The sequence below is a fragment of the Pseudomonas sp. ArH3a genome (assembly GCF_022648765.1).
GTDB lineage: Bacteria > Pseudomonadota > Gammaproteobacteria > Pseudomonadales > Pseudomonadaceae > Aquipseudomonas.
Genome location: NZ_CP080330.1, coordinates 1,199,840 through 1,224,052, shown reverse-complemented (window position 1 = coordinate 1,224,052; position 24,213 = coordinate 1,199,840). Strand labels below are relative to the sequence as shown.

The following is a 24,213-nucleotide window of genomic DNA, read 5'->3' as shown; positions in this document are numbered from 1 at the left end:
CCAAGACGTCAAAGCTATGACGCCAATTGCAAGGCGCGAGATTATCTTGCAAACGAGGGTAGTTGCGCCAGCAAACTCTGCCATTGCGGTGTAAATGAGTGGGGAGCCTGGGTTCAAAGGCGCACAGCCCCTATAATCGAGGCACCTTGTTTGTGGAGCCTGTTATGCCGAATCTCCGTCTTGCCGACCTTACCGCCGAAATCGAAGCCAACGTGCGCCGTGCACTGCTGGAAGACATCGGCAGCGGCGATATCACTGCGCAATTGATCCCCGCCGAACGACTGGCCAAGGCCACGATCATTACTCGTGATGCCGCCGTTATCGCCGGTACTGCCTGGGTGGACGCCGTCTTCCGCCAGCTCGACCCTCGGGTCGCGGTGCATTGGCAGGTGGCCGACGGTGAGCGCGTCAGCCCCAACCAGGCGCTGTTCCATCTGGAAGGCCCGGCCCGTTCGCTGCTGAGTGGCGAACGCTGCGCACTGAATTTTCTGCAGATGCTGTCAGGCGTCGCCACCCGCGCCCACTACTTGGCGGATTTTGTCGCCACGACCCAGGTCAAGTTGCTGGACACCCGCAAAACCCTGCCAGGCCTGCGCCTAGCGCAGAAGTACGCGGTCACCTGCGGCGGTTGCCACAACCATCGCATCGGTTTGTATGACGCGTTCCTGATCAAGGAAAACCATATCGCCGCCTGTGGCGGTATTGCCCAGGCGATTTCGGCCGCCCACAAAATCGCCCCGGGCAAGCCGGTGGAAATCGAAGTGGAAAGCCTGGATGAACTGCGCGAAGCACTGGCGGCGGGTGCCGATATCATCATGCTCGACGAGTTGAGCCTGGATGACATGCGTGAGGCCGTGCGCCTGAACGCCGGCAAGGCCAAGCTGGAAGCAAGCGGCGGGATCAATGAAACCACCCTGCTGCCCATCGCTGAAACCGGGGTGGATTACATCTCCATCGGTGCGATGACCAAGGATGTGAAGGCGGTGGATTTGTCGATGCGCCTCAGTATCTGAGGCGCATGACCGAAATTTGTGTGGCGATTTGTTGCGGTGAGCGGGGCTGTCGTGGCGAGCCCACTCACCAGTTCAAGCCTCACCACAACAAGCCCACTCGCCAACCAAGCGAGCCTCCACAACAAGCTCGTTGCAGGCTTAGTGCTTAGATCGCGAGATTATTCATCCCGCAATACTCGTTCCAGTCGACACCCAGCACCTCGGCAGCCTCTTTGTGCAAGGCCAGTCGCGCCGCCTCGAACTCTTCAGGGGTGGAGGTGTACTTGAGGCTCAGCTCCCATGGCTGCAGGCCCTGGGCCTCAGCCTCATCCTCAAATGCCCATTTGATCTGGTCCTTTTGATCATCGGCGCTCAGGTCCTTGATCTCATGCAGCAGTTCCGGCGACTCCGCGACGTACTTTTTGAGGGCTGCTTCGTGCCGCGCTTCCTGGGTCATCTCTGATGTGGTCATGTTGTTCTCTTAGATCGAGGAATGGGGATGCATCTGGGTCATCAAGGTTGCGCAGATACGAAAGAGCGGGCACGAATGCCGGCTCGTCTGGCCTTCAGAACCATTCTGGGATCATCTGAAAACGTTGCCTTTGAAACAGTGTTGCCTTTGTGCCCGAGACAGGAATCGCATTTGGCGATCAATCACCAGCGTTTGCTGGCTGTCTTCGGTCGTCGTCTAAACCGCTGTACTAGCCAGTGTACTTTTCAGGCTTCGCTGGGCCTTTCCGAACCAGGCTAGCCAAACGATAATAGGCACTCTGCTGATTGAGCGCCACCCGGATAATTTCTCGCCGCGCTTTCATAGAGGCGGACCGAGCCTGACGCAGCGCACGCATTGATGTGCTTGGTCATTGATACAATCTCACGCCGATTGCCAAAGCCTGGGCATGTCTTATAACAAAACATAAGGAAATAGCTTTGATTAAGCCATTAACCTCGCTGCGCTTTTTCGCAGCGCTCGCTGTTTACATTGACCATCTTGGCACTGACACAGACACCGGTGGCCTGGGCGTCGTGTTCTTCTTCATTCTTTCTGGCTTCATCATCACCTACACCTATGCCAGCAAGATCAACAGCATCGACCCGATAAGCTTGGCCAGCATCTACGTCAAGCGGATCGGCCGAATTTTCCCGGTTCACCTACTGACGCTGCTTTTTGCCTTGCCGCTGGTGTTCATCACTGACGCCCCCACCACCTTCATGATGGGCGTGTCCAATGCTCTGTTGATGCATAGCTGGTTTCCCAGCCATAGCGATTTCTTCTCGCTGAATTCCGTTTCGTGGACGCTATCGGTCGAATGGGCGTTCTACTTGGCGTTCCCGTTCCTGATTGTGCTGATAAAGAAGCTAGGGTTCGACAAGAGTGCAGCTGCTGGGCTGATGCTTTCAGGAATATGCTTTGCAATCCTACTGACGTTCAGCCTATGGCTTTATCTTGATCCGGCGCGCGTGGGATCCTCGACATGGCTGATCAGGGTTTCCCCTATGAACCTGTTCATATTCCTTATCGGTACGGGTATCGCGTTCTACGTATCGAAAGAAACGCGTAGCCGTGATTTCTCAGTTGGTTTCGCCACAGTGCTTGAGGTTGCCGCGCTGGTGATTATTGCTGCCGCCTATTACTGGACCATCGTGGACAACGCGAAAGCACGACTGCCACTTGATTACGTGCAAATCTATCTCCCGGCATTTGCTTTCTGCATATACATTTTTTCGGTGGCAAAAGGCTGGGTATCGAAACTGCTGTCCAACAGCTTCTTGGTGCACCTGGGTAACTTGAGCTTCTCGATGTACATGATTCACCTGCTTGCGATCATTTACGCTGACCGATACTTGATGCCGGTGATCGGTGCAAATGGCGTAACCGCTAACAGGGTCTACCTGTTTGTTTTGATTATGATCGCCTGCGAGGTTGTGTATCGACTGGTTGAAAATCCATATCGGGATTATGCAAGACAGGTTGCATCTAGCCTGTCCGCGAGACGTAAGGTCGCAGCAAAAACAGCATAAAAAACGGCGCCAAGGAAGGCGCCGCTTTCATTTAGTTAGGAACGATCAGGGCTCTAAACCCTGTCCCGCCGCTGTTTGTAACGCCCACCCCAACGCTCTTTAGCGACCCTCCTACGTACATGTCTACGCGGTCACTGCCGCTGCCACGCACCACTATGCAATTTGCTCCTGCAGCGTTCTGAATTAAGAGCCCCAATGTGTCGTCAACCATAGCCAGACGGCCCAAAGATTCTCGCTCATATTTCGAAAACATCCGCACTCCGGACTGATAGCAGGCGTATGTATCAGTACCGCGAACATTGTATGTATCAACGGTATTTAGAAAGAACGGGTCTGTCATCGTTGTAGATTTGTTGAATGAATCAAAAACTAGGCCGTCAAGGTCGACGTCCGTGCAATACGATATTGCCATCAGCTGCGATGCTGCATGGTTAGCGCCAGCTATAAGTTTGCACTTGGACATCTGCACCTTTTGACTAAATCTGCCAGTCGGCTGATCAGCGTTAAACCCCGTAGAGTTAATCAGCGGCTGTGTTACCCCTGGAGTGTAGTTGACATACTCACAACCTATAGCGGTCCAGCTGTGAGGCTCGACAACGGCATTGCCGCCTGCAACTGTTCCAGAAATATAAGGCTCGGAGAAGAACGCGGTACCAACGGTAGGCGGTGCCGTGTAGCCCGGCATTGACTCCAGCGAGCCTTGTTTTGACGATCCGAAATAAGTATCTGAATACTTCTGGTATAGGCAGCCAGTAGACCACACAGGGAGGCCGCAATAATCGAAAAGCGAGTTATCGACCGTGCACCACTGTGTACGAATCTGGCGCAGGCCGACTGTGCAAACTGCAAACTCGCACAGGCTAAGTTTGTGATTCTCGCCACCCTTGCGGCCTGGGTTTGCAGTGTTAGGCCGGAATATCATTCCATAACGAGCCGCTTGGCGGAATCGCTGTTCGCTGTAGGTCCAGTTAGTGCAGCCTTCTTGGATGATGCCTGCAATGGTGGTGTAGAAATCGTTGTCCGACATTACACCGCCAATCAGATGGGTGCCCTTGAAGCCGAGCTGACCATAGAACTTGTTCTTGTTCAGGTTGCAAGTATCAATAAATTTGTCACCGTATTGCGCCTGCACATCCAGTGCAAAATCACCCTCCAAAGCCTTCCAGGCCATCCCTCTAGAATCGAAGTATGGGTCTGTGTCTGTGACGGGTGTAGTAGTGTCGGCGGCTGGCGGAAAGGTCAGGCAAATGTATTTCAAGTTGCCGGTGAGAGACGCGTTGTTATGCCCCTGTAATAGCATCCGCCCGCCCATAACTTGGGCGCCTGCCACGTAATACTGCCCGTTTAGGTGAAGCGTAGTGAAGTTCTGGGCTGCAAATTTGTGCGCCGCCGAGAACGCTTCGGGGTCTCTGTAGGCACCACCACACATTCCGAAGAACTCGCCGTACAGATCATCGTACCGACGAATCCAGCAGCCACTGCCGGTCGGATTTGTCTCGCCAGTGCCTGCCAAAAACGCAGGCAGCGCGGCCTGCAGGCCACTGAACGGGACGGATGGGCTGATGATGGTGCCGCCGTTGTGTTTGCTCTTGAGTGTGCCTGCCGACCAGTAAAATACACCGCCCCCCTTACTGGTACCGCTGATGTACTCGCGCAGGTTGTACTCGACGTTGTCCACTGCTGGCGTGGTCAGCATCAGGTTGCGCATTGTGGAAATGGTAGCGACGTAATTAATCGGCAGGCCAGGGCCTGGAATCAACGATACCGCCTGCAAGACATCGCCATAGGTCGCAGCATTAGAGCTGACCCCTTCGGCAGATCCAAGTCCTGAGATCCTGTTGCCTTTGGCCTGGTATGCGCCTGCACCGTCGACATCAAAAAAACCAAGCGTCAGCGACCTTGTTGAAACCCGGAACAACTGTTTCAGGGCTTGCCAGATCCGGTCAAAGTCTCGGTTCACGGTTGACGACAGAAAGTCGCCGTTTTCCTGGTAGTCGTTCACGCGCTCAAACGGAACGTTTAAGTTCAGCAAGATGCTCGAAAGGTTTGGCGGGGCCGCTGTGAACGTGATGGTGCTTGTCGGGTTTCCTACGCCGGTGATGGTGAAGCCCGATACAACCTCAACCCCATTGATGAAGACATCAAGGTCGGATGCAGCCAGCAGCAGAAAAGGGATGGTGAATATCGTGGTTACACCGTTGCCGGTGTAACGTTTCTCGGTTGGTCCTGCTGGAACTGCCATGGTGCGCCCCCTGGGTGGTGGCGGGCCTAGTAGTCCACTTGAACCTCATGAACGCCCGCATCTGGACGCCAATTGTCACGACGGGTCTCTGTCGGTTTCCCGACTATTCGGCCAATGCGCACAGGGGTTTGGGCGATAGCGCCGGCACCAGAATCGATGTAGTCGTCTTCCTGGTTGGTGAGTGCCGGATTGAAGTCGCGCATCTGGTCCCAGATCGTGCGCAGCACATCGACGTGCGCCCACAGGAAGCGCGCCGATAGCGGAGATTCGAAAGCGTCGAGGATGCGCTTTTGCTTGTTCGTGCTGGAGTGCTCCTCACCAACCCCACAGCCCGTGCCCTTTAGGGCCTGTTTTAGGATTGAAGGCGCAAAGCCGCCGGGGCCATTGGTCTCGATGATCACGCGGGGAATCTGGTGTTTGATGACCAGTTCGCGGATCTGGTGCACCTGGCCACCAATGATCTGGTCCTTGGGGCCGAACTCCGCAATTTCCCCGGTGAGCCCAACGGCCAGGTGCCAATACAACTGGCCGCGCGCGTCTGTGAGGATCAGCGAGAAAGCCGAGGCATCAGACTTGATCTTGCCCAGTGAGCAGTCCCAGTACGCCACGGCGCCGACGATCTGTGTGGCGCCCAGGTACATAGCCGCCGCGTTGTTGGCGTAGCGCATGATGGGCTGAACGTCGTACGGGATGATACGCGCAGGGTCCAAACGAACCTCCGTGACGGGTTTCGAGTGGAGCTGGTACTGCGAATCCCATTCGTTGATGGTGCGGGTTTTCTTGCGGCGCTTCTCAAGCTCCAGCAGGTCGAAGCGATCAACCCAGGCAATGCCGGCATAGCAGTCAATCAGCGTGCCGGGAGGCGTAAAGAAGGCGATGCCGCTTTTCGTCTGCTGGTAATCCTTGCCCAGCGCCAGGGCGCGGGCGTGCTTACCAATCCCGGAAAGCACAAACTCCGGCACGAACGGCAGGTCATAGGCCGTCAACTTGGCGTCTTCAATCCGATGCTCACGGGCAAACATTCGAATGGTCAGGCAGTCGGCGCCCAACGCTTCCTGTTCGTCGTAGAGGCTGTCATGGGTGTGTGGTGTGCCTACGAACAGCAGACGTGCACCTGGCACCATGATGTGGATCTGCTCGCCCAGGCGGTAGCGCAATTTCTCACGCGCCTCGGGCGTGGCGATGTTCTTGGGAACCTCAACGTCATCGTTCTGGCACTCGTCGGCGCGCGAACTGGTGATGTTCGACATGATGCCGGATGCCTGCATGGAAGGGTTACGCTCATCCACTGCGCCAGGAACCCACCAGAACGCGGTGTCGCCCTTCATCTTGCGGTGGGCATCCATCGTCAGTGGGTGCCGCATCAAGATCGCCTTGGTGTCCCGGCTTGTCTTGTAGGCCGTGGGGTCGGTGTCACCCTGGTGCAGGATTCGGTACGTCGGGTTCAAGTAGAACCGCCAGGCGTTATACAAAGCCAGGATGGTGGACTTGCCGAACCCACGGAAACAGCGAAGCACCGCATGATCACCGCGGTGCTCAAGCCAATGGCAGGCCCGGATATGGATGTCCGGAACCTCCCACTTCATGCGTTTTGCCCAGATCAGGAAAAACGCCAGGAACGAGATGTACTTAGTGGACATGCACGCCCGCCTGTGCGCGCTCCAGTAGTGCTACCGCCTCGCGCTCGGCCTGGGCCTGTACCTTATCCAAATCGTCCTCGGTGCTGTCCTTAGGCAGCGTACCGCCCTGGATATGTCCTGTGATGCTGATCACCTTGACAAGAAGCGTCATGGTGGCGGCGGCGTTCTTCTTGCTCCAGTGCCTATCGCCTCGTTCTTCTCGGGTAAGGTCGGCCATGGTCTTGCCGTTACCCGGCCAGTTTTTAGGGTTCGCCTCGTTAAGGACGACATCCGCCAATCCCTCAGAAAGCGCTTTCAATCGTTCAATTTGGTCGACTCGCATTACTTCGCCCCCACTGCTGCGCCCATGTTCGGTGCGCGATCTGGCGTTGCTTCGCCCGGCTCCCACCAGAACGACTGACCAAAGTCCTTTTGGGCGCGGCGCTTCATCCGGCGCAGGTATCCAGGCGATAGCAACTCTTGCATGTCGTGGAACACTGCGTGCTCAAAGGCAGCCTTGGTGTACCAGTTGCGAATAAAGGGAGTGTTCTGGTAGCCGATCCGTAAAAGGTTCGCTCCCACATCTGCGGGCTCCGTCTTCTCCTTAAAAACACTGCCGGCCGTCAGGCCTACGTCGGCGGCGGTGCCATATACCGGCCCAAGCAAGCCCGTCAGGTTCGACTGTCCGCCACGGTTGTCGCCGCCAAGTCCGGTGTTCAAGATGTCGCCGAAGATGCCCACGCCCCCGCCGCGCAGCATTGCTTGCACCCAAAACTTGCCGTCGTTCATCTTGCGAGGATCGCGCCCGTTCATGATGTCCATCAGTTGGTTGGTCATCGCCCCAGCCATCAGCAGGCCAGTGAACAGGGACGCCGAATAGGCCAGCTTTCCGGCGGTGGATTCGATCTGTGAGGCGCGTTTCCAGTGGCGTTCGAACATCGCCACGCCGAAGGACTTGAACAGCGTCAGGTGGCGCAGCGACTCCCCGCCCAAGCTGCCCGACTGGGTACCCTGGCGCATCGTTGCCCGGGTCATGAGGCCCGGCAGGATCGAGGTAAATTCGGATTCGTTCTGGATGTAACCCAGCAGCTTGCCCACGGCATCGTTCTTCTGCTTGGCGCTGAATCCTTGGAGCGAGGCGATGGATTCGGGCGTCAGCATTGCCTGCCCGCGCCAGTCCTCCGGCGTTGCGGCCTGCCACACGTCCCAGTCATCCTTTCCGATGCCGTATACCTCCAGCCGCTTCTGTAGCTTAGGGTCAGCCCCCCAGGCGCCGCGCGTGTCGGCCGCCATCCGGGACATAATTTCAACCGAGAAGCCGCGCCGCATGGCAGTGGTCCACTGTTCCAGCAGGGTCACTTTCATCGTGGCGTTGGCAAGTTTTGAGGTCCAGCCCGCCGACAGGTTGTCGGTGTGGAACGTCACCATGTCGTTGGTGATGCTGTCCAGGCCGATGGCCATGCGATTGGCTTCGGCGCGGTAGTCCTTGGAAACGCTCTTGAGGGCACTCACCAGCGTCTTGCCGATGGGCAGCCCGTGATAAGCGCTGGTGATGGCCAGGGATTGGATGTCACCGACCACCGAGGATATGAGGGTTGCCTGTAGCTTGGCTGCGACCATGAAGTTGCGGATACCTTGATTGAATTCAGCAAAGCGGGCATTGACCGGAACGCCCAGGCTTCCGTTCAGCACGTTCCATACCATGTCCGGGGTGGCGCCAAACTCGGTACCGGAGAAAAAGCCATCGCCAATCCCGTCTTTCATTTTGGCAGTGTCATGCAGCAGGCGATAAGTCTGCGCAGAGTTCGGCCCAAGCTGCTCAATCATCACGGTGTCTTTGATCTGGGCGTGGACAGAGCCTTGCATTGCCTCAAACACAGACGTAGGGCCGAAGTCGCGCATGTACTCAAGGTAGGCGTCACCGTCTTTAAAGTGGATCTGCCGATGGGCTTCGTCGTGCTTGGCTGCCCGACTGGCGTTGCCGCCGACACCGGGCGTCATCTTGTTCAGTCCATCGGTCTTTAGGGTTTCATGGGCAGCCAGCAGGAAGTCCGTTACCTGGGCGTCATTCATCTGCGTACCGTCTTCATTCAGGTAGCGCTTTCGGTCAAGGCGATTCAGCACGAACCCGGCCCAAGCGTCCGGGGTTTCGGCGCGAACCTTCACAAGGCTGTGCGGCTGCGGCAGCCATCCGTAATCCAGGCGCCCGATGTTTGCGCCGGCGGCGTTCATTCGCTCGCGGACTGCGTCCATTTGTTCACGCCAAGCTTTCGCGCCCTTCGCGGCCACCTGATTTCCGGTATCGCGGCCAAACACCTCATGAACAAAATCGCGCTCGGCGGCCTTGTTGGTGATCATGCCCAAGAACTTTGGGGCTGCTGCCTCAATGGTTTCCATGATCGAGCTGAACGCCCGGTTCCGCTCACCCTTGATTCGGACGTCTACCTGCCGCAGGCGCTCAAACAGTGCTGACGTAAACGGCTGCTTTCCGCCGATGACCGCCGCGCGCGCCTCCTGATTAGCAAGTTCACGGGTTTGCGCCAGCAAGTTCTGCCCTTTGCGCTGAGCGGCCTTATCGACAGACGCAATGTGGTCAGCCATAGCGGCTTGAGCGGCGGCCAGCTGGCGCTGCTGCTCGGTCATGGCATTGAATTTAGCGGGATCAGTACGAGCAAGGTCGCGAATGTGAAAGCTGATCTTGTCCTCAATGGCCTTGGCTTCTGCCGCTTTGAGGGGGCGACCTATAGCCGCTTCAACTTGCTTGATGCAATCGGCACGCATGGCCATGGGCTTGCCTCCAGTGAGAATGGAAGCAAGCCTATGGGGTCGAGGTAGACGGTTTCCCGACTATTTGGGATGGCGTTACAGGCCGAGAAGGCAGCCAACAGCGGCGGCGTACGAATTGGCCTCGCGAATGCCGGCGGCGTGTTCGGCTTCAATTTCCGCCAGCACTTGGTCAGCCCGGGCGCTGGCTGGGCTCCCGTCAGCGTCGTACCCTGTGCGCACCATTGCCTCCGGATTCTTGGCCACCGCGCCGCGCAGTAGCTCAAGTTCTGGGGAGGTCTCGGCCGCCGGCTTGCCATCGCCTGCTGGCTTCGCTGCACTATTCGCCGTGTCAGGCCCAGACCTATCCGGGGTGGCTGCCGCTGGTTCAGCAGGTTTTCCACCTGGTCGAGGCTCAGCTCTCAGAGCGGGCGCCGCCTCAGGCTCACGCGGCAACGTCGCTTCGTGCTCACGTACCAGGGTGTCTATTTCCTCTCGAGCTACACGCTCATTGACTTGGCGCGGGGTTGGCGTCCGGCGGGCCTCGGCAACTCCTGCGGCCAACGGCTTGCGCTGGAAGCCTTGGATTATTTCGTCGGCGCGCGCATTAAAGCGCTCAGCAACGCGGGCGGGAATCTCGCCACGGTCTAGAGCATTCAGGTCGGCGCGGGCCTGCTCGGCCGAACGGTTGCCGCTAAGACTTTCGTTGAGCGCTGCTTTGCGGTCACCCAGTTGTGCACGTTCATCAGCAATGGCCTGGCGTGCAGCTTGCTCGGCCTGTTTGCGCCCCATGCCCTCGCCCTGTAACTCTTTTGCACGAGCACGAAAGGTGTCGTCCAAGGCATCAATACTGCGGGCTACAGCGGACAACTCGGCTTTCACGTCCTTCACGTTGGGAAGGCTGCCGGCGGCGGCCTGCTCAGCCTCTGCGCGGATGACTGGCAACAGCTCTTCACGAGCGCTGGCCAGGGCCTTGTCACGGTTTGGGGCAGTTACCGGTAACTCATCGATGTCGCGCAGGAATCGGGCCGACTGGATGTTGTCCGGAAGTACCACCGGCTCGCCCCTGTTGATCGAATCAATAGCGGCACGTAATGCATCCTGGTGGGCCACAGCGGATCGGGCGTCAATCGGTGCGCCTGGCGCGGTATCGATATCGGCGTGCTGTGCGTTGCGATCCGCCAGGGCCGCATCAATCTGTTCAGTGGTCGGCCTGCGCATGGTGGCGCGCCCGATCCCGAAGAAGGCAGCGCCCAAGATGGCGTCAGTGGCAATGGCCGTCGCATCCATTGCGCGGTACTGCGCGGCCTGGGCCTGGTATCCGCCGGACTCAAGGAGTGCCGCCGATACACCACGGTGCGCCATCCCCAACCCAACGTTTGCACCAATGGCCAGGGCAGCGTCACCGCCCACCGATTTGGCGAATCCGGCAGCCGGTATAGCGGCACCGACAGCCGTAACAGCACCCTCGGTGACGCCAAGCCAGGTGGCGGTGTTCTCGTCGATACCATCTTCCATTGCCGTCCGCTTGCGCGAGTAGCCGGCAGGCCCGCCAGCAGCGGCAGCGGCGCCAACAGGGCCAGCCAGCACGGCGCCCGCAACTGTTCGCGGAAGAATCGCGGCAGCCTCTCCGATGATCTGGCCCGCGACGCCAACCTCTGTAGGGTCTGGCCGATACGCCTTGGCCATTTCGCCAACACCCTCACCTAACGTTTCCTGGCTGGATTCCTCGGCGCTGGTAACATTGGGCTTTCCGCCAAACTTAGGCTCAGGCAGCAAAAGGCTGGCGGCGGCGTCAAGGCCGCCTTGCCATACCGAACTAAGCCCAGACTCAATAGCAGTACCGGCCTCGATCCCGCCGCGCAGTAGGTTCGGGCCGACCACGTCCAGGGCACCAGTAAAGAATCCAGGTTTGAGTTTTTCAGCCGTGCGCCCAAGGCGCTGGTCCTGGCTGGCGGCTTCGCCGTCTTCGACCATCCCGTCTAGCCAGCTCATTTGACTTTCACCACCATGGGTTGATTTGTTTTCGGGTCGACCTGCACCCGGCCTGCATTCATCAAGTAATACGACCCTTCCTTCCCAGGCACCGGCGACAGCGGCATATCCTCAAGCTGACTGATCGGGAGCTTGCTGTGCATGGAAAGACCTTCAATCTGCATATCAACTAGGGCGTTGAAGGTCCCCTCATCCATTTCGTAAGGCTTGATTACCTTGGCGCCCCCCCGCTCCATGATGCCGCCGGTAGCCATTTCGGCGGCCTGTTCGGCGAGGTCTTTATTCAGCTCCGGCGCCGGGCCGTCATGCTTGACCCCTTTGGGCCCAGCCATACCGGCGTAAAGCGACTTGTAGGCCAAATAGGCCTGCTCCCGCTGTGGCGTACCAGGCACCAAAGAATTGCCCACGGCGCCGTCGAAGGCCTCGCGGAACATCGCATCTTTCGGCATCGGCGTTGATTTATCGGTCAGTACCTTGGCCCCGGCCAGTAGCGTTCGCGGCACGTCGGTACCGTCTGCGCCCTTAAGCCCACGGAACTGGGCCATGCCTGCAAGTGTGGCGATTGGATCATCCGCAACCAGGGGCTTGATGGCGGCGGCGAAGTCGGCGCCCGATGGCGATGAACCCGCGATAGCGCCGAACAGCTGCAGCTTGGTGCTGTCGTCGGCCTGCTTGATCAGCGATGACAGCATGACCTGCTCTTCGGGTTTCCAAGGGTTGCGGTTGACCTCTGGGCCGTAAGCCTTGCGAACAGCCCCTACCTTGTCGAAGCGCTCGGCAACCTGCTCACCCAGCCTTTGCTGGCCTTCTGGCGTTGAAATGCCGGAAACGTCAAGCGGCTCAGAAGTCTGGCCGGTGCGCAGGTCGCTGAACGTGACGGGGTTGTCGCGCATCAACTTGAGGTTGTTGTCCACGGCTGTCTGCAAGCGATTCAAGTTTGCCTGATCGGCAACGCTGCCACCGCTTGCCTGCATCTGCTGGCGCTTCTGGTCGATGTATTGCTGTTGCTGCTGGATCGGGGCGCGCAACAGCTTCTGGGATTCCTCCATTTCCTGCATGCGGGTGTTGAACTCACCGGCGGCAGACGTTCCGGCCAGCGTGGATTTCCACCGCTGCTGATCAGCCGGGGTCGGCGGGACACCCGTGGCGGCCTGGCGATCCATCTGCGTGAGGATGCGCTCTGCCTTCATTTCCCGCATTTCGGTCTGGCGCTGCTGGTGCTCCTGCACCTGGAAGATACGACCGGTCACCGTGTTGAGCAGCTGATTACGCTTCTCCGGGTCCAGCTTCTTGGCGTAGAAACCATCCTCGGCGGTCAGGTCATGCTCAAGCTTTTGCAGGCTGCCGATGCTTTCGCGCGACTCAATGACACGCTGAGTAGCGTGCGTGGTCCAGTTGCCGTCCTTGAACTCCTGCTTCTTGCTGGTCCAGGCTTCGCCGTAAGCCAGGTGCCCGGCGGTGTCGATGTCTTCGGCATCCATGCGCGCGTTGATCTGCTCGACGTTGGCGCCAGGCATGGCCGCGTCCTTACCAAGCATGTCCATGCGTGACACCAGATCGCTCTGCGCAGAGAGGACGCGCCCCTTGGCGGCGGCAACCTTGACGCTATCCAGCCCGCCCAGCTGCATGCGCTTGAGTGAATTGCCAATCTCGCCCTGCTGGGCCTGGTCAAGACCTGGCGTTTCGATTGGGTCAAGCTTTCCAACGGCTGCGGTATAGGCCTCCTCGGATTTGTCATAGCTCAGTTTGCCGGTGCGGATCTGCTCGTCCAGGTCCGTAGCAATGGTCTTGATTTGCGACTCTCGGTCGATCAGCGCATTGCTGGCCTTGACCCTGGCCAACGCCTGATCTTCCTTGTTGATGTTGTCCAGCACGCCAAGAGCAGCGTTCTGCACGGTGGACGCAACCTGTTGCGCGGCCTGGGCCTGCCCGCGATTGTCCACGGTAATGACGCGGTTTTGTGGTGCCTCAGGTACGGCGCGCGCTTGCGCGAAACTGCCCAGCGGAATCTGCGCCATCAGGAAGCCCCCCCTACTTTCGGAACTGTGGCATTCGTGCCGGCAGCGGACGCCTTCCAAGCCATGCCAGCCTGCGCGCCAGCGGACAGAACGGTGCCGATGGATTGAGCGTTGGCATTGCCGCGCGCCTGGGTGCCCGCCAGGCTGTAGTTACTGGCGTCGGTGTAGCCGCGGGCCTTCTGGTTTTGCCCGTTGAAGATGGTTAAGGCCGCATCTTGCTCGGCGTTTCCGATGATTTCTTCGTTGATATTGATCGCGGTACCCGCACCTATCTCAACGCCAGAAGCTGCCAGAGAGGCGTTGGCTTCGCTCGCCTGGTTGCGGGCAAGGCGACGGATACGATCGGCCTGCACTACCGCTGCGCTGGCTGCCGCATCCGCATCGCTTTGGGCCTGGTCGGCCTGGGCATTGGCGTTGAGCTGCGACTGTTTGCCGGTTTGCTGAGTGGTGTAGACCGAGTACACCGTCGCCGCCGCGAGAGCCGCATAAGCGGCCATTCCTACTGCGCCTACAGCCATGTCAGATCTCCATCATCAAAAGCGGACCGATGTTGCGCAAGCCCTGAGACTCATAAAGCCGGGTGGTTCCCTCGACACTGACGCCGGTCCCGATACCCATGTAAATTTGTTTCGCACCCTTGAGCTTTGCCCACTCTTTGAACGTTTGGATCAAGCGGACCGCAATCACACCGTTACGCTTGGATGGCTCGACAAACAGCGAGTAGTCATAGGCGATCAAGTCATCGCTGAACCACTGATCAACGACGGCCCCAGCCATTCCGCCAACCACCTCGCCGCGCACCTCTGCAACGAAGACAACACCCTGCCCATTGATCAGTTCATGAAGAAAGCGAGCCGACTTGTCTGGGCAAAAACTCATGCTCGAGTAGCTGGTTGTTGCGTGCAGCAGAATCCCCAGCTCGATCAGCCGGGGAACGTCGGAGTGCTTGGCGGGCCTGATCATGGTGTTACCTCAATCGTTGATCGTGATTTTCTTGATGACGCTCAGCAGGTGGAACGGCAGCGGCTGGTCCTGGGTAATCTCAAGCGTGGCTTGGCCCCGCTCCCATCCGAGGTTTTCAAGCCGATGCACGCCAGTGAATAAAACAGGTGGCTTATCGAGGATCTGCGGCCCAAGGTCGCGAAACGCGATGATTTGGCCGTTGATCTTGCAGCCGATGGTTTCGAGGAATCGCAGGGTAATTTCACCAATACGCATGCTATTGCCCTGGGAGCTGCCAGTGTTACCAGCAGCTTCAGGTGTCAGCGTCTTGATCCTGGTAACGAAATTTAGGCCAATTGATGTGGCGAAGGCCTTGCGCAGGATAGTGACCTGCCCACCAGCGACGAGCTGCTGCTGCATCACAACGCCATCGGCAACGATGTCGACCATCTTGCCTTCCAGATGCGAAAGTCCGCCCCATACCGTGGAACCTCCAACGCTGGTGGCGTTTACTCCGGAGTCGACCCGCACGCCGGAAGCGAAACGCTCGATGTAGCGCACGTTCTGACCATTAACGGTGCGGCGCACCACTACCCACACCTGATCACCGTTTTCGGTAGGGATGGACGCGGCAGACTCAAAAGCCCCATCGGTGATCTGGCGGGCCCAGCCAATCACGTCCTGGTCACGGTCGACGGTCATGGTTGCCATAACGCCGTCAGCCCGAACCATGAAAAGAATGGATTCGGGCTCTTGCTGGTAGGCCATGTCGATGATGCCGGACTTGGTCGCATGCTCAGACAGCACGGACATATCTGGAGAGCCAAACGTATCGGAGTCGTACTTGTAGGCCATGGCGCGCAGTTTTCGCCCTGCGCGTTGGATGAAATACAGCTCGTTGCCGATCCGTACCGGGCGCACCTTGTTGCAACCGTACACCGATGGGTTCTTGGCGCGGATGTTGGTCGGGGTAATTGCCTTCTCGACACCGCCGCTCACGGTGAACTCGCCGCCATAGGTCAGCGGGATAAGCGCGTTGATCTGCCCCATGTGCAGGATTGGATTGATCTGGTCAGACGACAGGTTGTACGAAATGGCGTCATCGTCCTTGGTGCCAAGTTCGTAGTTCAGGTACTCCCCGGTGCGCGATTCCCAGATAGTTTGGGGAAAGTTTGGCGAGCCGCCGAGGGCTAGACGCTGCTCAAACAGAGTTCCGGTGCCTGGGTATCCATCAATGTCATTCCACACCGAAGCCTCAAGCGACCAAGCATTGGCAGGGGATGCAACCGCCGATGTCGGCGCCGATCTGATGATCCCGGACGCAGCTGTAGGGCTCGTGTAGGTGACAATCTCCAGAAGCCCACCGTTGACCTTCACAAACTTGCCGACGTCAGATATGCGCCACCCGGCAGCTCCTAGCGTCATGCTTACCGATGCGCCAACAGGGGTGGCGGCGCTCAGGGTGTTGGTGGTCTGCGGCGATCCTTTCAACGACCAGGTCGGGCGAGTCGTGCCACTGAATGCATTGGTCACTTCCACAGTTGCCACGGTAGCGCTCACAACAGCTGTGACCTTGGCCACACCGCCACCGGACCAGATTTCACGGCCAACGTCGGCAGCCAGGAATGCAGCTTCTGCGGCGGTGGCGGTGCGGCCAGCGCCAACGGATGGGTCGCTGATGGTGAACACGGTGAGGAAATCTATACCTTTCTCGTCGAAAGGCTTGGTCACAAACGGCGCCGGCGCAAGGCTCCACTCGATGTTGGTGATCCTGCGTAGCCTGCCCACGGGCACCGTGTTGTGGAAGATAAACATGGTGTCGGCGCCCTGCACGTAATCCATGTGGTCAAGGATGGTATGTGCGTATGGGCTGACCAGCTCAATCCCGCTGTAGGTGCCATCGGGGAAGTGGATGCGTACGTACAGATCGCCAAACTCAACCATGAACGCCTGAGAGGCATTGAACACATACGGGATTAGCCGGCAGTTCTTGTCGGGGAACTTGGCCGGCGAACACATCAGCGTGCCGTCACGGCGAACACAGCCACCGTGGATTACCGGCCAGGCGTTCTGGATAATCTCGGCGCCGTTCTGGTACCGGGCGATATCGACACGGCCCAGCATGCGCGGGGAAACCTCACCGGCGGTGAAGTTGGTTTGATTCAGCGTCAGGCGGGGCATTACCAGTAACTCCCAAAGCGGGCCGCGTACAGGCGCTCATCACCCAAGGTCTGCGGTGGATCCTCCTGGCCGTCCACGGCTTTGGCCCGGCGCAGCATCAGCTCAAGCTTTTGCTCCTCGCCTGCTTGCTTGGCCGTGGATTGGGTAACCGGGTAGGCCAGCGCCGCACACATCGCCTGGGTGGCCAGCGCTACAAGGTGTGCGTCCCAGGTGTTCTCAATCTCGTTGCGGAACACGTAACGCAGCTCCAGCACGGTGGTGTTGGCAAGGATTGAGCGACCCTCTACCAGGTGATCGATGATGCAGCCGCTGCTGCTGACCTCCAGAACCCGAGAGAAGTCGGCCGGAAGCTCAAAGGAGTGCGAGTAACCGAACAGCGGAGCGTCTGCGTCAGGCGCCAACACCGCACGCTTGATGCAGCAATTCCAAGGATGGGACCGCAACAAATCATCACGCACGGTCGGGTATAGGTTTGCGCAGAGCTTCGCCCGGTCCAGGTTTTCCTGGTCGGCAAAATCGTTGATGGTCTGCGAGCCAAGCATCAGCAGCGCGTTGGAGCAGATCGAAACACCGGTGGCCATTGTCATTCCCAACCTCCAGATAAAAAGACCGGGGCGCTAGGCCCCGGTAAAGTTTTGCCTTCCTTGGCGGCCCGTGAATCAGTTCTGGCCGGCGTATTGCGCAACCAGGGTGATGACTTGGCCGGCCTGCAGCGCGGCGCCAGCCACGGTGGACAGCAACTCACTTTGGTCGGTGGCGAGACCCTGCTGGGCGACCGACACTTCAAACAGAGCGCCAGCAGCGAACTGGGCTTCGGCTACCGCGTTACCAGCAGCCGCAACCGAGGTGGCAGCCAGGTAGCGAGCAGGCGCAACTACGTCACCCAGGTTGAGCGTCGAAGACGCAGCGCCGGCGCCGAAATACAGCTTGGTGCCGGGCATCAGACGAGAGCCGAACGGCAGCAGACCCCAGCTGATCTTGTCGCCGATAGGGGTGCCGCCGACGGGAACGGTGAAGGTGCTGACCAGGATCTGAATGTCAGCGCCTTGCAGGTTGGGCTTTACCAACTGCTGCGGGAGTGCCGCGCGTGCGGCCGAGACGGAAGCGTTTACGGTTGCCATGGTTTGAAACTCCTAAGCCGGGAAAGGGGGTGAAGCCGAAGCCGCTTACGCAGCCTCAGTTACTGCGATCTCAACCACCTTTTCTTCCTCGACGCGCACAGAGCCGATGGACATCTTGGCGTAGACGCGGACGTTGAAGCCTTTGCCTGGATCCTCGCCAACCTTGGTGGTGATGTCGGCGCCCTTGCCCAGGGTGACGCCCGACTTGGCCCATGCGTACAGGCGGCGGGTGCTGCCGTCGTATGGGGTGCGCTCGGACGGAATCCAGGTGAAGCCCATCCATTTGCCTTCTACGTCGCCTTCCTGGAGGAACTTGCCAGCCATGTAGTCAGCGCTGGTCAAGGTGGCGTCAGCCAGGATGTCGGCAGCGGCAGCGGCGGTGTAGGTGATGAACAGCTCTTCGCCGTTGTGGTTGTCGGCCTCGTTGCGGCGGAACAGCTTGCGGGCCTGGATGATCTTGGCCCTGGTCAAGCCGGTACCGCCAACAACGATCTTCTGGGTGTTCGGCAAGATGATGTTGCCGGTGGTGGCGCGGGAGTTTCCGCCCATGGATGCGATAACCACGTCATCCTTGGCGCGATTCAGCGAACTGACCATGGCCTTGACGTAATCCGAAGTCGGGTCAACCAACATACGGATCTTGTCCTGGTCGTCGATCATGTCGCCGTCGTCCCAGTCGAACAGGTCCACAAACCGGGTGCTGTGTGGCTGGTCGTTGATCGGGGTGTCGGCGTGGCGCTGGGTGCGACGTTGCGCGGTGCGCTGGCCCAAACGGTTGATCGACTTCGACATACCCACGATGTTTGGCTCGATGGTTACGTGCGATTCGAAACGAGAGGTCATTTGCTGGGCAACGTGGCGGAAGTTATCCGCGAACTGCTGAACAAACGCTTCGGTGATTTGCTGAGACATGCGGTGCACTCCAATGCAGATAAGGGATTGCCTGCCGGGTATCCGCATCGCGGGCCGGTATTACCTGGCGTGCATCGGCTTTGCTGCGCCTCGGGGCTTTCCGGGTGTCTGCGTGCCATCGCAGGCCGGCCCATTGCTGGGATGCCTGCGATGTTTGTGCATGGAGGGTGTCGGTTTCCCGACTATTTGAAGCGGGGATCAGCCAAGGCGGGATTGCTGCTTGCTGTACTTGCGGTTGTACATGTCGTCCAGCTGGGCCTGGATGCCTGGACGCTTCGGATCGTGCGCCGGCAAGGCCTGCAGCTGGCTGCGCAGCTCGGCCGATTTGACGGCGAAGTCCGCTTCACTGGCCTGGGCGCCGCCGTTGATGGCGCTATCCTCCTTGAGTTCCTTGCCGATGTTGGCGGTGAACGCGATGAAGTCAGGGTCATTGCCATACTTGGCCTGGAGCGCAGCGAAGTTGCCAGGCTTGCCCGGTTCGCTGGCGAAGGCCTCAGCGGCACGGTAGGACGCACGCACGTTCTGGGTCATGGCCTGCTCATCACCCCACGCAGCCTTGAGCGTTGCCGCGCAATCCTGCTGGCTCAACTGCACACCACCTTCGACCAAGCCCGGCGCCGCCTTCATGTACTCGCCGATGACGTACTCGACCTGGGCATTGGTCAGGCCCTTGGCGTGCGCACCTTTGAGGAACGACTGGGTGCCCTCGTCGGCCTTGAATTCTTCCCAGTCGAAGCCCTCGACGCCTTCCAGCTTGACCGTGTATTCGTCGGCAGTCTTGGGCGGCGCATCGCCAGAGCCCAGGCGGGTTTCAAGGTGCTTGTACGCTTCGGCAACCTTGCGGCTCGACGCTTCCAGATCAAGGGTGCCGTCCTCTTTGTTGGTGCGGTACTTCTCCGGGATGTAGTCGTTGCCGGTGTTGCCGGCGTCCAGCACAGAGCCTGCTGTGGGCGCTGCTGCTGGGGGAGCAGCAACCGAACCCGGCTCGCCCTCGGTTGTTTCAGCCATGAAAAAATGGCCCAGGCGGCCATGGATAAACATGTTCATCGTTATTCCTCTTGCTCGTTGGGATCGGCTTGGACGCCGTTGGCGCGGTTGATGCGGTTTACAACGTGGTCCAGGACTTCACGGGCCCCGGCCTGTTTGTATGTGGTGAGGATTGCGTCGATGCCTCCGACGGTGCATGCGTTCTTGGCGAAGCGCTGAATCAGCAGCTCCAACACGATGCGGCCTTCGTGGCGATCCTCGAAAACGCGCTTGAACATCGCGTCGATCTGTTCCGGCGTCATGCTCATGCTGCGGCCCCTTGCTGTTTCAGTGCTGCGTCACCGGCCTGCTGCATCATGGCTGCCTGCTGCTCCTGCTCCATGGCCTGCTGTTGAGCCTGGGCGCGGTCGGCGCGGATCTTGTCCCGGTCGGCGGAACTGCGAATGATCGAGCCAGGAACACCCAAGGCTTCACCCTTGAAGCGCTGGGCCTCATCCATGTCGATGTTGTCCATAACGGTTGGGTCGGTCGCGGCGATGATCAGCGCGCCGTTGATGAACGTGTCGATTGCGCTGACCTCTTCCAGCTTCTGGGAGCGGGCCAGCGGCGACAGGTAGCGCACGGTGAAGTTGCGGCCAGCCAACGACTCAGGTGCAGCGCCCAGCACGCCAGCGCGGTAAGCGATGCCGAAACACCGCTCGATCATCGGTTGCAGGTACTCGGTTTGCAGCCGGCCATACACCGGCCCCAGTAGTTGGCGGATCAGGTTCACGCGCACGTGCACTTCGGTGGCGGTCATCGCCGGGCCGTCCTGGGCCTGGAGCTGGTCAGCCATCAGGATCTTGCGGATAGAGGCCTGCAACCGCGCAATCTTGGTCTCGGCGTACTGGAAGTTAGAGCCGCTTTGCAGGGGCTTCATGCTGTCTACGGAGTTGGCCACGATGATCTTGCGCGGCCCGACCTTGACGGTACGCGGGTTCAGCACGCCGTCATCCTCGGCAATCCACATACCGGCGATGGCCAGGTCACCGGCTGCCAGGTCCATCCGGCAAAGTTCGTTCAGGGTGCGAGCATCGGGTAAGGCATCAAACACCGGGCCCACGGCGTACGCACTGTCCGGGATCATCATCCAGCGCGGCACGACGACGGGCATCTCGTGGTAACCCGACTCGCTGACCAGCTTCTTAGCCTTGACCTCGACCTTGCACGACGCCACCGGCATGTTCTTCGCCAGTCGAGCGCCAACCATGTGCGTGGTGCGCGGGTAGATCGCATGAACGAAGTCCACCATTTCCTGCGGCTTGTCCTTGGCCAGCTTGCGCGTGGCATCGCTCAGGTTCTCTTCGCCGAACTCGTTTACAGCCTGCTCAGCGGTGAGCTTGTACTCGCGGTAGACGGTATCGATCTTGCCGCCAGCCTTGGATGCAGAGCAGTACACGCTCGCAATAGGCCAAAGATCGAACGTGAAGCCACCCTTCTCCATGTCCTGATCGATGTACAGGGCAAACCACCCAGCACACACAACGTCAATCAGCCCCTCAAAGGCGGCTGCGTCGAAGTTGGATGCGTGGATGTTCTGCCAGAGGATATCGGCCGAGTCGTCCAGCCAGCGGCGTTCGTCCTCGCTTTCCTGGCCAACGTCCATGCCGAACCACAGCGAGTTGGCCGGGGTCAGGCCCGACATGATCCCGGACGACAGAATCCGCGCCGCGTCCGTGGTGGTGCCATCGATCATCCTGGCCTTGCGCATCTGCGCCTCAACGGCGCTTATCTGCTCGGTACAGAAGCCGCTACCCCGGATGGGATAGCTGTGGTCGAAGCAATCGCGCCAGACCGTCTCATGCGGGACGCGCAACGACTTCAACGTGCTCAGCGTTTTGGCGATCTGGTCTGCATTCATGCGCCGAGTGTCCTTTTGCCCGAGTCAAGGACGCTGCCCGCCGCGCCGCCGGTTGAGAGCAAGCTGCTCTCGGCTTTGCGCTTCTTGCGGGTGGCGGTTTCTTCGTTGGCCTTCTGGGCTGCCAGGTCGGCAGCCTTCTGCGCCTCGATCTGCGGATCAGGCGCGGCAACGGTCTTGGGCTTGCTTGGCTTGCTTCCCATGGTGTCAGTCCTTTGCTTTGGGCTCAGGGCACAACCAGCCTTCGGGCGTCATGACTGCCTGCTTGAGCGTGGTTGCGTCTATGGCGTCGGTGCTGGCGGTTGCCTGGGGGGCAGGCTCGTTCTCGCGCTGCGGGTCCAGCACCAAGGGTTCACCACCGGCATTCAGGCGGTCCGCCTCAACTTCGGCCTGAGTCTTCGCGCCCTCGCCAACGACAAGGAAGTCGCTAAACCAATCATCGGTAGCGGTCGACCAGATCTTCCAGCGGCCGGCGCCGTTGTGCTTGGCGGAATAGACCGGAATCGCTGGCGTGGCGGCCGGACTTTCGGTGCTGGCGGTTGCCTGGGTGTTGGCGGCGGGATCGCCTGGGGTTTGAACGTTGAGTTCTGGAGCTGGCATTGGGCTGGCCTCGATGATGGTTGTTGATCAACGAGGGCCAGAATCAATGGGGAGGGCTGTCGGGTTCCCGACTATTTGAGGGGCTTGCAACCAGCGTTGACGTAATCAATCAGGCTGTTCAGGGCGATGATGGCTTCGTCTCCGTCGTTGGTGATGGCGACAATTCGTTGACCAGCCGCTGGGTCAAGTTCGGCTCGCGCTTCTGCATCATCCACGCGGACGGGGCCTGGGCTGGCTCGCACGACGGGACACTTGGCTGGGACTGACAGCCGCTGAGCGCCAGTGCCAACGCGAGCAAGCTGGTCTTTGTTCTTGGCTTGAGCATCGGTGAGTACCTTGGTGTTGTCGGTGTCGAGCTGGGTCAGCAGCTTTTGGGTGTTCTTGCGTGAAGTGTTGGCGCTCTCCAGCTCGCTCACACGCTGCGATGCTGTGTCTAGGCTGGTGCTGATATGGTCTAGACGCCAAAGCGCCGCCACCAGCGCTATCAATAGCCCTGCGGTGATTGCCAGCGCGTACTTGGTCACAGCCCAACCTCGCACAGCTCACGCTCAGCTGCGCGACGGTTGACCAGGCCTTGCAGCTTCTGGCCCTTGGCGTACACCCACCGGCTCAGCTCGGCACAGGCTCCGCGTGCGTCGCCGGCGTTCAGCTTGCGCAACAGGGTGGATGCCTTGAACTGGGGTTCGCCGACGTTGTAGACGAACGATGCGAGGGCGGCGCGGCGGGTCTCGGGCTGGGGCTTGGTGACGTTGCGGTCAACGCCAGCCATGGCGACGGACAGCTCAGCGCGCAGCAGGTCGTCACACTGCGCCGGGGTCTTGCTCTGGCCAAGCCGCACACCACGGGTAACGCCTTCGCAGATGGTGGGAATGCCAACAGGATCAAGGTATGCCACCAGGCTGCGGCCTTCGAAGTTGGAGACCAGCACACCCGCCATGCCAGTGGCGCCTGCGAGTGACGCGGCGAGGATTCGTTGCTTGAGGGGGCTCATAATCGGCACTGCTCGCGCAATGCCTTGATGCGCTCGACACTCTCGGCGTGCTCACGGCGGTCCTTGCGGATCTGGAAGTACGTGCTGATCACCAAACCCAACACGGCAACCGCCACACCCGCCATACCTATCCAGTTGACCTGGGACAGCCAACCCACCAGACCGACAGCGCCGCCGGTGATCATCCCCTTGCTGGCGACTGACACGCCCACAGCCTCAACGATGCTTTCCGGTGCTGGGTTGGCCATGCTGTTACTCCTGACTGGATGCTTCATGTCGCCTCCAGGGTCAAAAAAAAAGCCCAGCACGGTGGCTGGGCATCGATGACCGCAAGAGTCGTCGGGGTCAGGTGTCGGAATCCCGACTATTTCCCCCCTCCAAGTTCGGCATCGGCGATCTTGACGGCGGTCAGCGCCACCAAATAGAACATCGCAGTTGTCTGATCTGTGGCGTGAGCAGTGATGCAGCGCGTCCCGCCGAGGCTTTCAGCAAGGTCATTAGCGGTCTCCGCAAACACGGGCCCAGCTTGCTGGCCGCTCTCAAAGCGCCTGATGAGTTCCTTTATGTTGCTCATGATTAATCCCCTTGGTTATGCCTTGGAATGGTACGCCCACCAGTCGCCGACGGCGACCATGGGCAGCTTTGAACGATCCCAGCCAGTGGCCTGGGACCAAAACAACACAAGCCGCTCACCTTCGGTGTAACGCGGCTCGGCGCCCTGCTTCCAGCCCAGCAACGTCGTGCGCGCCACCCCAATCGCATCAGCAACCGACTGCGGGGAGTAGCCGGCACGCGAAAGCCCGGTGATCACCGTGAACCAATCAACCCGCTGTTCGACCAGGGCGAGCATGGCTAGGCGCTCACTGCACGCGACACAGCATCGGCAAGGGTGCTAAGGGGGAAGTCCTCTAACTGCCACACCGTTGGATCA

The 24,213-nt window shown here is 59.5% G+C and carries 25 protein-coding genes; 2 read left to right on the top strand and 23 right to left on the bottom strand.

What is annotated here, in order from left to right; genetic code table 11:
* The first annotated feature begins 164 nt into the window (after window positions 1–164).
* On the top strand, window positions 165–1,013 hold the full coding sequence (gene nadC / locus K0P33_RS05515; RefSeq protein WP_094948949.1) for a carboxylating nicotinate-nucleotide diphosphorylase: 849 nt from the start codon (window positions 165–167) through the stop codon (window positions 1,011–1,013).
* Window positions 1,014–1,158: 145 nt separating this feature from the next.
* Here nadC and K0P33_RS05510 read toward each other — a convergent pair whose 3' ends face one another.
* A complete protein-coding gene (locus tag K0P33_RS05510) occupies window positions 1,159–1,464 on the bottom strand; it encodes a DUF6388 family protein (protein ID WP_094948948.1) in 306 nt (101 codons plus the stop codon).
* A 458-nt stretch (window positions 1,465–1,922) separates the two neighbouring features.
* Between K0P33_RS05510 and K0P33_RS05505 the strand changes: the two genes are divergently transcribed.
* Complete coding sequence (locus tag K0P33_RS05505) at window positions 1,923–3,014, top strand: acyltransferase (RefSeq protein ID WP_242154407.1); 1,092 nt, start codon at window positions 1,923–1,925, stop codon at window positions 3,012–3,014.
* A gap of 31 nt (window positions 3,015–3,045) precedes the next feature.
* Here K0P33_RS05505 and K0P33_RS05500 read toward each other — a convergent pair whose 3' ends face one another.
* The 22 genes from K0P33_RS05500 to K0P33_RS05395 form a co-directional block, all read right to left on the bottom strand.
* Entirely contained in the window at window positions 3,046–5,256 is a 2,211-nt protein-coding gene (locus K0P33_RS05500; protein WP_242154405.1) for a hypothetical protein, read from the bottom strand.
* Between the two features lie 26 nt (window positions 5,257–5,282).
* Window positions 5,283–6,896 carry a phage terminase large subunit gene (gene terL, locus K0P33_RS05495; RefSeq protein WP_242154403.1) on the bottom strand — a complete coding sequence of 538 codons (1,614 nt, stop codon included), beginning with the start codon at window positions 6,894–6,896 and terminating at the stop codon, window positions 5,283–5,285.
* Window positions 6,886–7,218, bottom strand: coding sequence for a hypothetical protein (locus tag K0P33_RS05490; RefSeq protein ID WP_242154401.1), 333 nt, complete (start codon window positions 7,216–7,218; stop codon window positions 6,886–6,888). The genes terL and K0P33_RS05490 overlap by 11 nt, the downstream gene beginning before the upstream one ends.
* The gene (locus tag K0P33_RS05485) at window positions 7,218–9,662 is read right to left on the bottom strand and encodes a hypothetical protein (protein WP_242154399.1); all 2,445 of its coding nucleotides are present in this window, start codon (window positions 9,660–9,662) and stop codon (window positions 7,218–7,220) included. The genes K0P33_RS05490 and K0P33_RS05485 overlap by 1 nt, the downstream gene beginning before the upstream one ends.
* Window positions 9,663–9,737: 75 nt before the next feature.
* Entirely contained in the window at window positions 9,738–11,633 is a 1,896-nt protein-coding gene (locus K0P33_RS05480) for a hypothetical protein (RefSeq protein WP_242154397.1), read from the bottom strand.
* Window positions 11,630–13,651 carry a hypothetical protein gene (locus K0P33_RS05475; RefSeq protein WP_242154395.1) on the bottom strand — a complete coding sequence of 674 codons (2,022 nt, stop codon included), beginning with the start codon at window positions 13,649–13,651 and terminating at the stop codon, window positions 11,630–11,632. The genes K0P33_RS05480 and K0P33_RS05475 overlap by 4 nt, the downstream gene beginning before the upstream one ends.
* Window positions 13,651–14,148 (bottom strand): hypothetical protein, encoded by a 498-nt coding sequence (locus K0P33_RS05470; protein WP_242154393.1) that lies wholly within the window; start codon window positions 14,146–14,148, stop codon window positions 13,651–13,653. The genes K0P33_RS05475 and K0P33_RS05470 overlap by 1 nt, the downstream gene beginning before the upstream one ends.
* 22 nt (window positions 14,149–14,170) lie before the next feature.
* On the bottom strand, window positions 14,171–14,614 hold the full coding sequence (locus tag K0P33_RS05465; RefSeq protein ID WP_242154391.1) for a GNAT family N-acetyltransferase: 444 nt from the start codon (window positions 14,612–14,614) through the stop codon (window positions 14,171–14,173).
* A 9-nt stretch (window positions 14,615–14,623) separates the two neighbouring features.
* A complete protein-coding gene (locus K0P33_RS05460) occupies window positions 14,624–16,774 on the bottom strand; it encodes a hypothetical protein (RefSeq protein WP_242154389.1) in 2,151 nt (716 codons plus the stop codon).
* Window positions 16,774–17,361 (bottom strand): hypothetical protein, encoded by a 588-nt coding sequence (locus K0P33_RS05455; RefSeq protein WP_242154387.1) that lies wholly within the window; start codon window positions 17,359–17,361, stop codon window positions 16,774–16,776. Before K0P33_RS05455 ends, K0P33_RS05460 begins: the two co-directional genes overlap by 1 nt.
* A 72-nt stretch (window positions 17,362–17,433) precedes the next feature.
* Window positions 17,434–17,895, bottom strand: coding sequence for a hypothetical protein (locus K0P33_RS05450; RefSeq protein ID WP_242154385.1), 462 nt, complete (start codon window positions 17,893–17,895; stop codon window positions 17,434–17,436).
* A gap of 45 nt (window positions 17,896–17,940) precedes the next feature.
* Window positions 17,941–18,807 carry a phage capsid protein gene (locus K0P33_RS05445; protein ID WP_242154383.1) on the bottom strand — a complete coding sequence of 289 codons (867 nt, stop codon included), beginning with the start codon at window positions 18,805–18,807 and terminating at the stop codon, window positions 17,941–17,943.
* Window positions 18,808–19,005: 198 nt separating this feature from the next.
* The gene (locus K0P33_RS05440) at window positions 19,006–19,854 is read right to left on the bottom strand and encodes a hypothetical protein (RefSeq protein WP_242154381.1); all 849 of its coding nucleotides are present in this window, start codon (window positions 19,852–19,854) and stop codon (window positions 19,006–19,008) included.
* Window positions 19,855–19,856: 2 nt separating this feature from the next.
* Complete coding sequence (locus K0P33_RS05435) at window positions 19,857–20,102, bottom strand: hypothetical protein (RefSeq protein WP_242154379.1); 246 nt, start codon at window positions 20,100–20,102, stop codon at window positions 19,857–19,859.
* Complete coding sequence (locus K0P33_RS05430) at window positions 20,099–21,694, bottom strand: portal protein (protein WP_242154377.1); 1,596 nt, start codon at window positions 21,692–21,694, stop codon at window positions 20,099–20,101. Before K0P33_RS05430 ends, K0P33_RS05435 begins: the two co-directional genes overlap by 4 nt.
* On the bottom strand, window positions 21,691–21,894 hold the full coding sequence (locus K0P33_RS05425; protein WP_242154375.1) for a hypothetical protein: 204 nt from the start codon (window positions 21,892–21,894) through the stop codon (window positions 21,691–21,693). The genes K0P33_RS05430 and K0P33_RS05425 overlap by 4 nt, the downstream gene beginning before the upstream one ends.
* Window positions 21,895–21,898: 4 nt before the next feature.
* Window positions 21,899–22,291: a hypothetical protein gene (locus K0P33_RS05420; protein WP_242154373.1), complete on the bottom strand. Its 393-nt coding sequence runs from the start codon at window positions 22,289–22,291 to the stop codon at window positions 21,899–21,901.
* 71 nt (window positions 22,292–22,362) lie between these two features.
* Window positions 22,363–22,815 carry a lysis system i-spanin subunit Rz gene (locus K0P33_RS05415; RefSeq protein ID WP_242154371.1) on the bottom strand — a complete coding sequence of 151 codons (453 nt, stop codon included), beginning with the start codon at window positions 22,813–22,815 and terminating at the stop codon, window positions 22,363–22,365.
* A complete protein-coding gene (locus K0P33_RS05410) occupies window positions 22,812–23,282 on the bottom strand; it encodes a lysozyme (protein WP_242154369.1) in 471 nt (156 codons plus the stop codon). The genes K0P33_RS05415 and K0P33_RS05410 overlap by 4 nt, the downstream gene beginning before the upstream one ends.
* Entirely contained in the window at window positions 23,279–23,530 is a 252-nt protein-coding gene (locus K0P33_RS05405) for a holin (protein ID WP_242154367.1), read from the bottom strand. The genes K0P33_RS05410 and K0P33_RS05405 overlap by 4 nt, the downstream gene beginning before the upstream one ends.
* A 116-nt stretch (window positions 23,531–23,646) precedes the next feature.
* Entirely contained in the window at window positions 23,647–23,856 is a 210-nt protein-coding gene (locus K0P33_RS05400) for a hypothetical protein (protein WP_242154365.1), read from the bottom strand.
* Window positions 23,857–23,871: 15 nt separating this feature from the next.
* Entirely contained in the window at window positions 23,872–24,132 is a 261-nt protein-coding gene (locus K0P33_RS05395; protein WP_242154363.1) for a hypothetical protein, read from the bottom strand.
* Window positions 24,133–24,213 lie beyond the last annotated feature (81 nt).

Excerpts from the sequence above, each read along its gene's own strand:
- nadC (WP_094948949.1), top strand. The coding sequence starts at position 165 with ATGCCGAATCTCCGTCTTGCCGACCTTACCGCCGAAATCGAAGCCAAC.
- K0P33_RS05510 (WP_094948948.1), bottom strand. The coding sequence starts at position 1,464 with ATGACCACATCAGAGATGACCCAGGAAGCGCGGCACGAAGCAGCCCTC.
- K0P33_RS05500 (WP_242154405.1), bottom strand. The coding sequence starts at position 5,256 with ATGGCAGTTCCAGCAGGACCAACCGAGAAACGTTACACCGGCAACGGT.
- terL (WP_242154403.1), bottom strand. The coding sequence starts at position 6,896 with ATGTCCACTAAGTACATCTCGTTCCTGGCGTTTTTCCTGATCTGGGCA.
- K0P33_RS05490 (WP_242154401.1), bottom strand. The coding sequence starts at position 7,218 with ATGCGAGTCGACCAAATTGAACGATTGAAAGCGCTTTCTGAGGGATTG.
- K0P33_RS05485 (WP_242154399.1), bottom strand. The coding sequence starts at position 9,662 with ATGGCCATGCGTGCCGATTGCATCAAGCAAGTTGAAGCGGCTATAGGT.
- K0P33_RS05480 (WP_242154397.1), bottom strand. The coding sequence starts at position 11,633 with ATGAGCTGGCTAGACGGGATGGTCGAAGACGGCGAAGCCGCCAGCCAG.
- K0P33_RS05475 (WP_242154395.1), bottom strand. The coding sequence starts at position 13,651 with ATGGCGCAGATTCCGCTGGGCAGTTTCGCGCAAGCGCGCGCCGTACCT.
- K0P33_RS05470 (WP_242154393.1), bottom strand. The coding sequence starts at position 14,148 with ATGGCCGCTTATGCGGCTCTCGCGGCGGCGACGGTGTACTCGGTCTAC.
- K0P33_RS05465 (WP_242154391.1), bottom strand. The coding sequence starts at position 14,614 with ATGATCAGGCCCGCCAAGCACTCCGACGTTCCCCGGCTGATCGAGCTG.
- K0P33_RS05460 (WP_242154389.1), bottom strand. The coding sequence starts at position 16,774 with ATGCCCCGCCTGACGCTGAATCAAACCAACTTCACCGCCGGTGAGGTT.
- K0P33_RS05455 (WP_242154387.1), bottom strand. The coding sequence starts at position 17,361 with ATGACAATGGCCACCGGTGTTTCGATCTGCTCCAACGCGCTGCTGATG.
- K0P33_RS05450 (WP_242154385.1), bottom strand. The coding sequence starts at position 17,895 with ATGGCAACCGTAAACGCTTCCGTCTCGGCCGCACGCGCGGCACTCCCG.
- K0P33_RS05445 (WP_242154383.1), bottom strand. The coding sequence starts at position 18,807 with ATGTCTCAGCAAATCACCGAAGCGTTTGTTCAGCAGTTCGCGGATAAC.
- K0P33_RS05440 (WP_242154381.1), bottom strand. The coding sequence starts at position 19,854 with ATGAACATGTTTATCCATGGCCGCCTGGGCCATTTTTTCATGGCTGAA.
- K0P33_RS05435 (WP_242154379.1), bottom strand. The coding sequence starts at position 20,102 with ATGAGCATGACGCCGGAACAGATCGACGCGATGTTCAAGCGCGTTTTC.
- K0P33_RS05430 (WP_242154377.1), bottom strand. The coding sequence starts at position 21,694 with ATGAATGCAGACCAGATCGCCAAAACGCTGAGCACGTTGAAGTCGTTG.
- K0P33_RS05425 (WP_242154375.1), bottom strand. The coding sequence starts at position 21,894 with ATGGGAAGCAAGCCAAGCAAGCCCAAGACCGTTGCCGCGCCTGATCCG.
- K0P33_RS05420 (WP_242154373.1), bottom strand. The coding sequence starts at position 22,291 with ATGCCAGCTCCAGAACTCAACGTTCAAACCCCAGGCGATCCCGCCGCC.
- K0P33_RS05410 (WP_242154369.1), bottom strand. The coding sequence starts at position 23,282 with ATGAGCCCCCTCAAGCAACGAATCCTCGCCGCGTCACTCGCAGGCGCC.
- K0P33_RS05405 (WP_242154367.1), bottom strand. The coding sequence starts at position 23,530 with ATGGCCAACCCAGCACCGGAAAGCATCGTTGAGGCTGTGGGCGTGTCA.
- K0P33_RS05400 (WP_242154365.1), bottom strand. The coding sequence starts at position 23,856 with ATGAGCAACATAAAGGAACTCATCAGGCGCTTTGAGAGCGGCCAGCAA.
- K0P33_RS05395 (WP_242154363.1), bottom strand. The coding sequence starts at position 24,132 with ATGCTCGCCCTGGTCGAACAGCGGGTTGATTGGTTCACGGTGATCACC.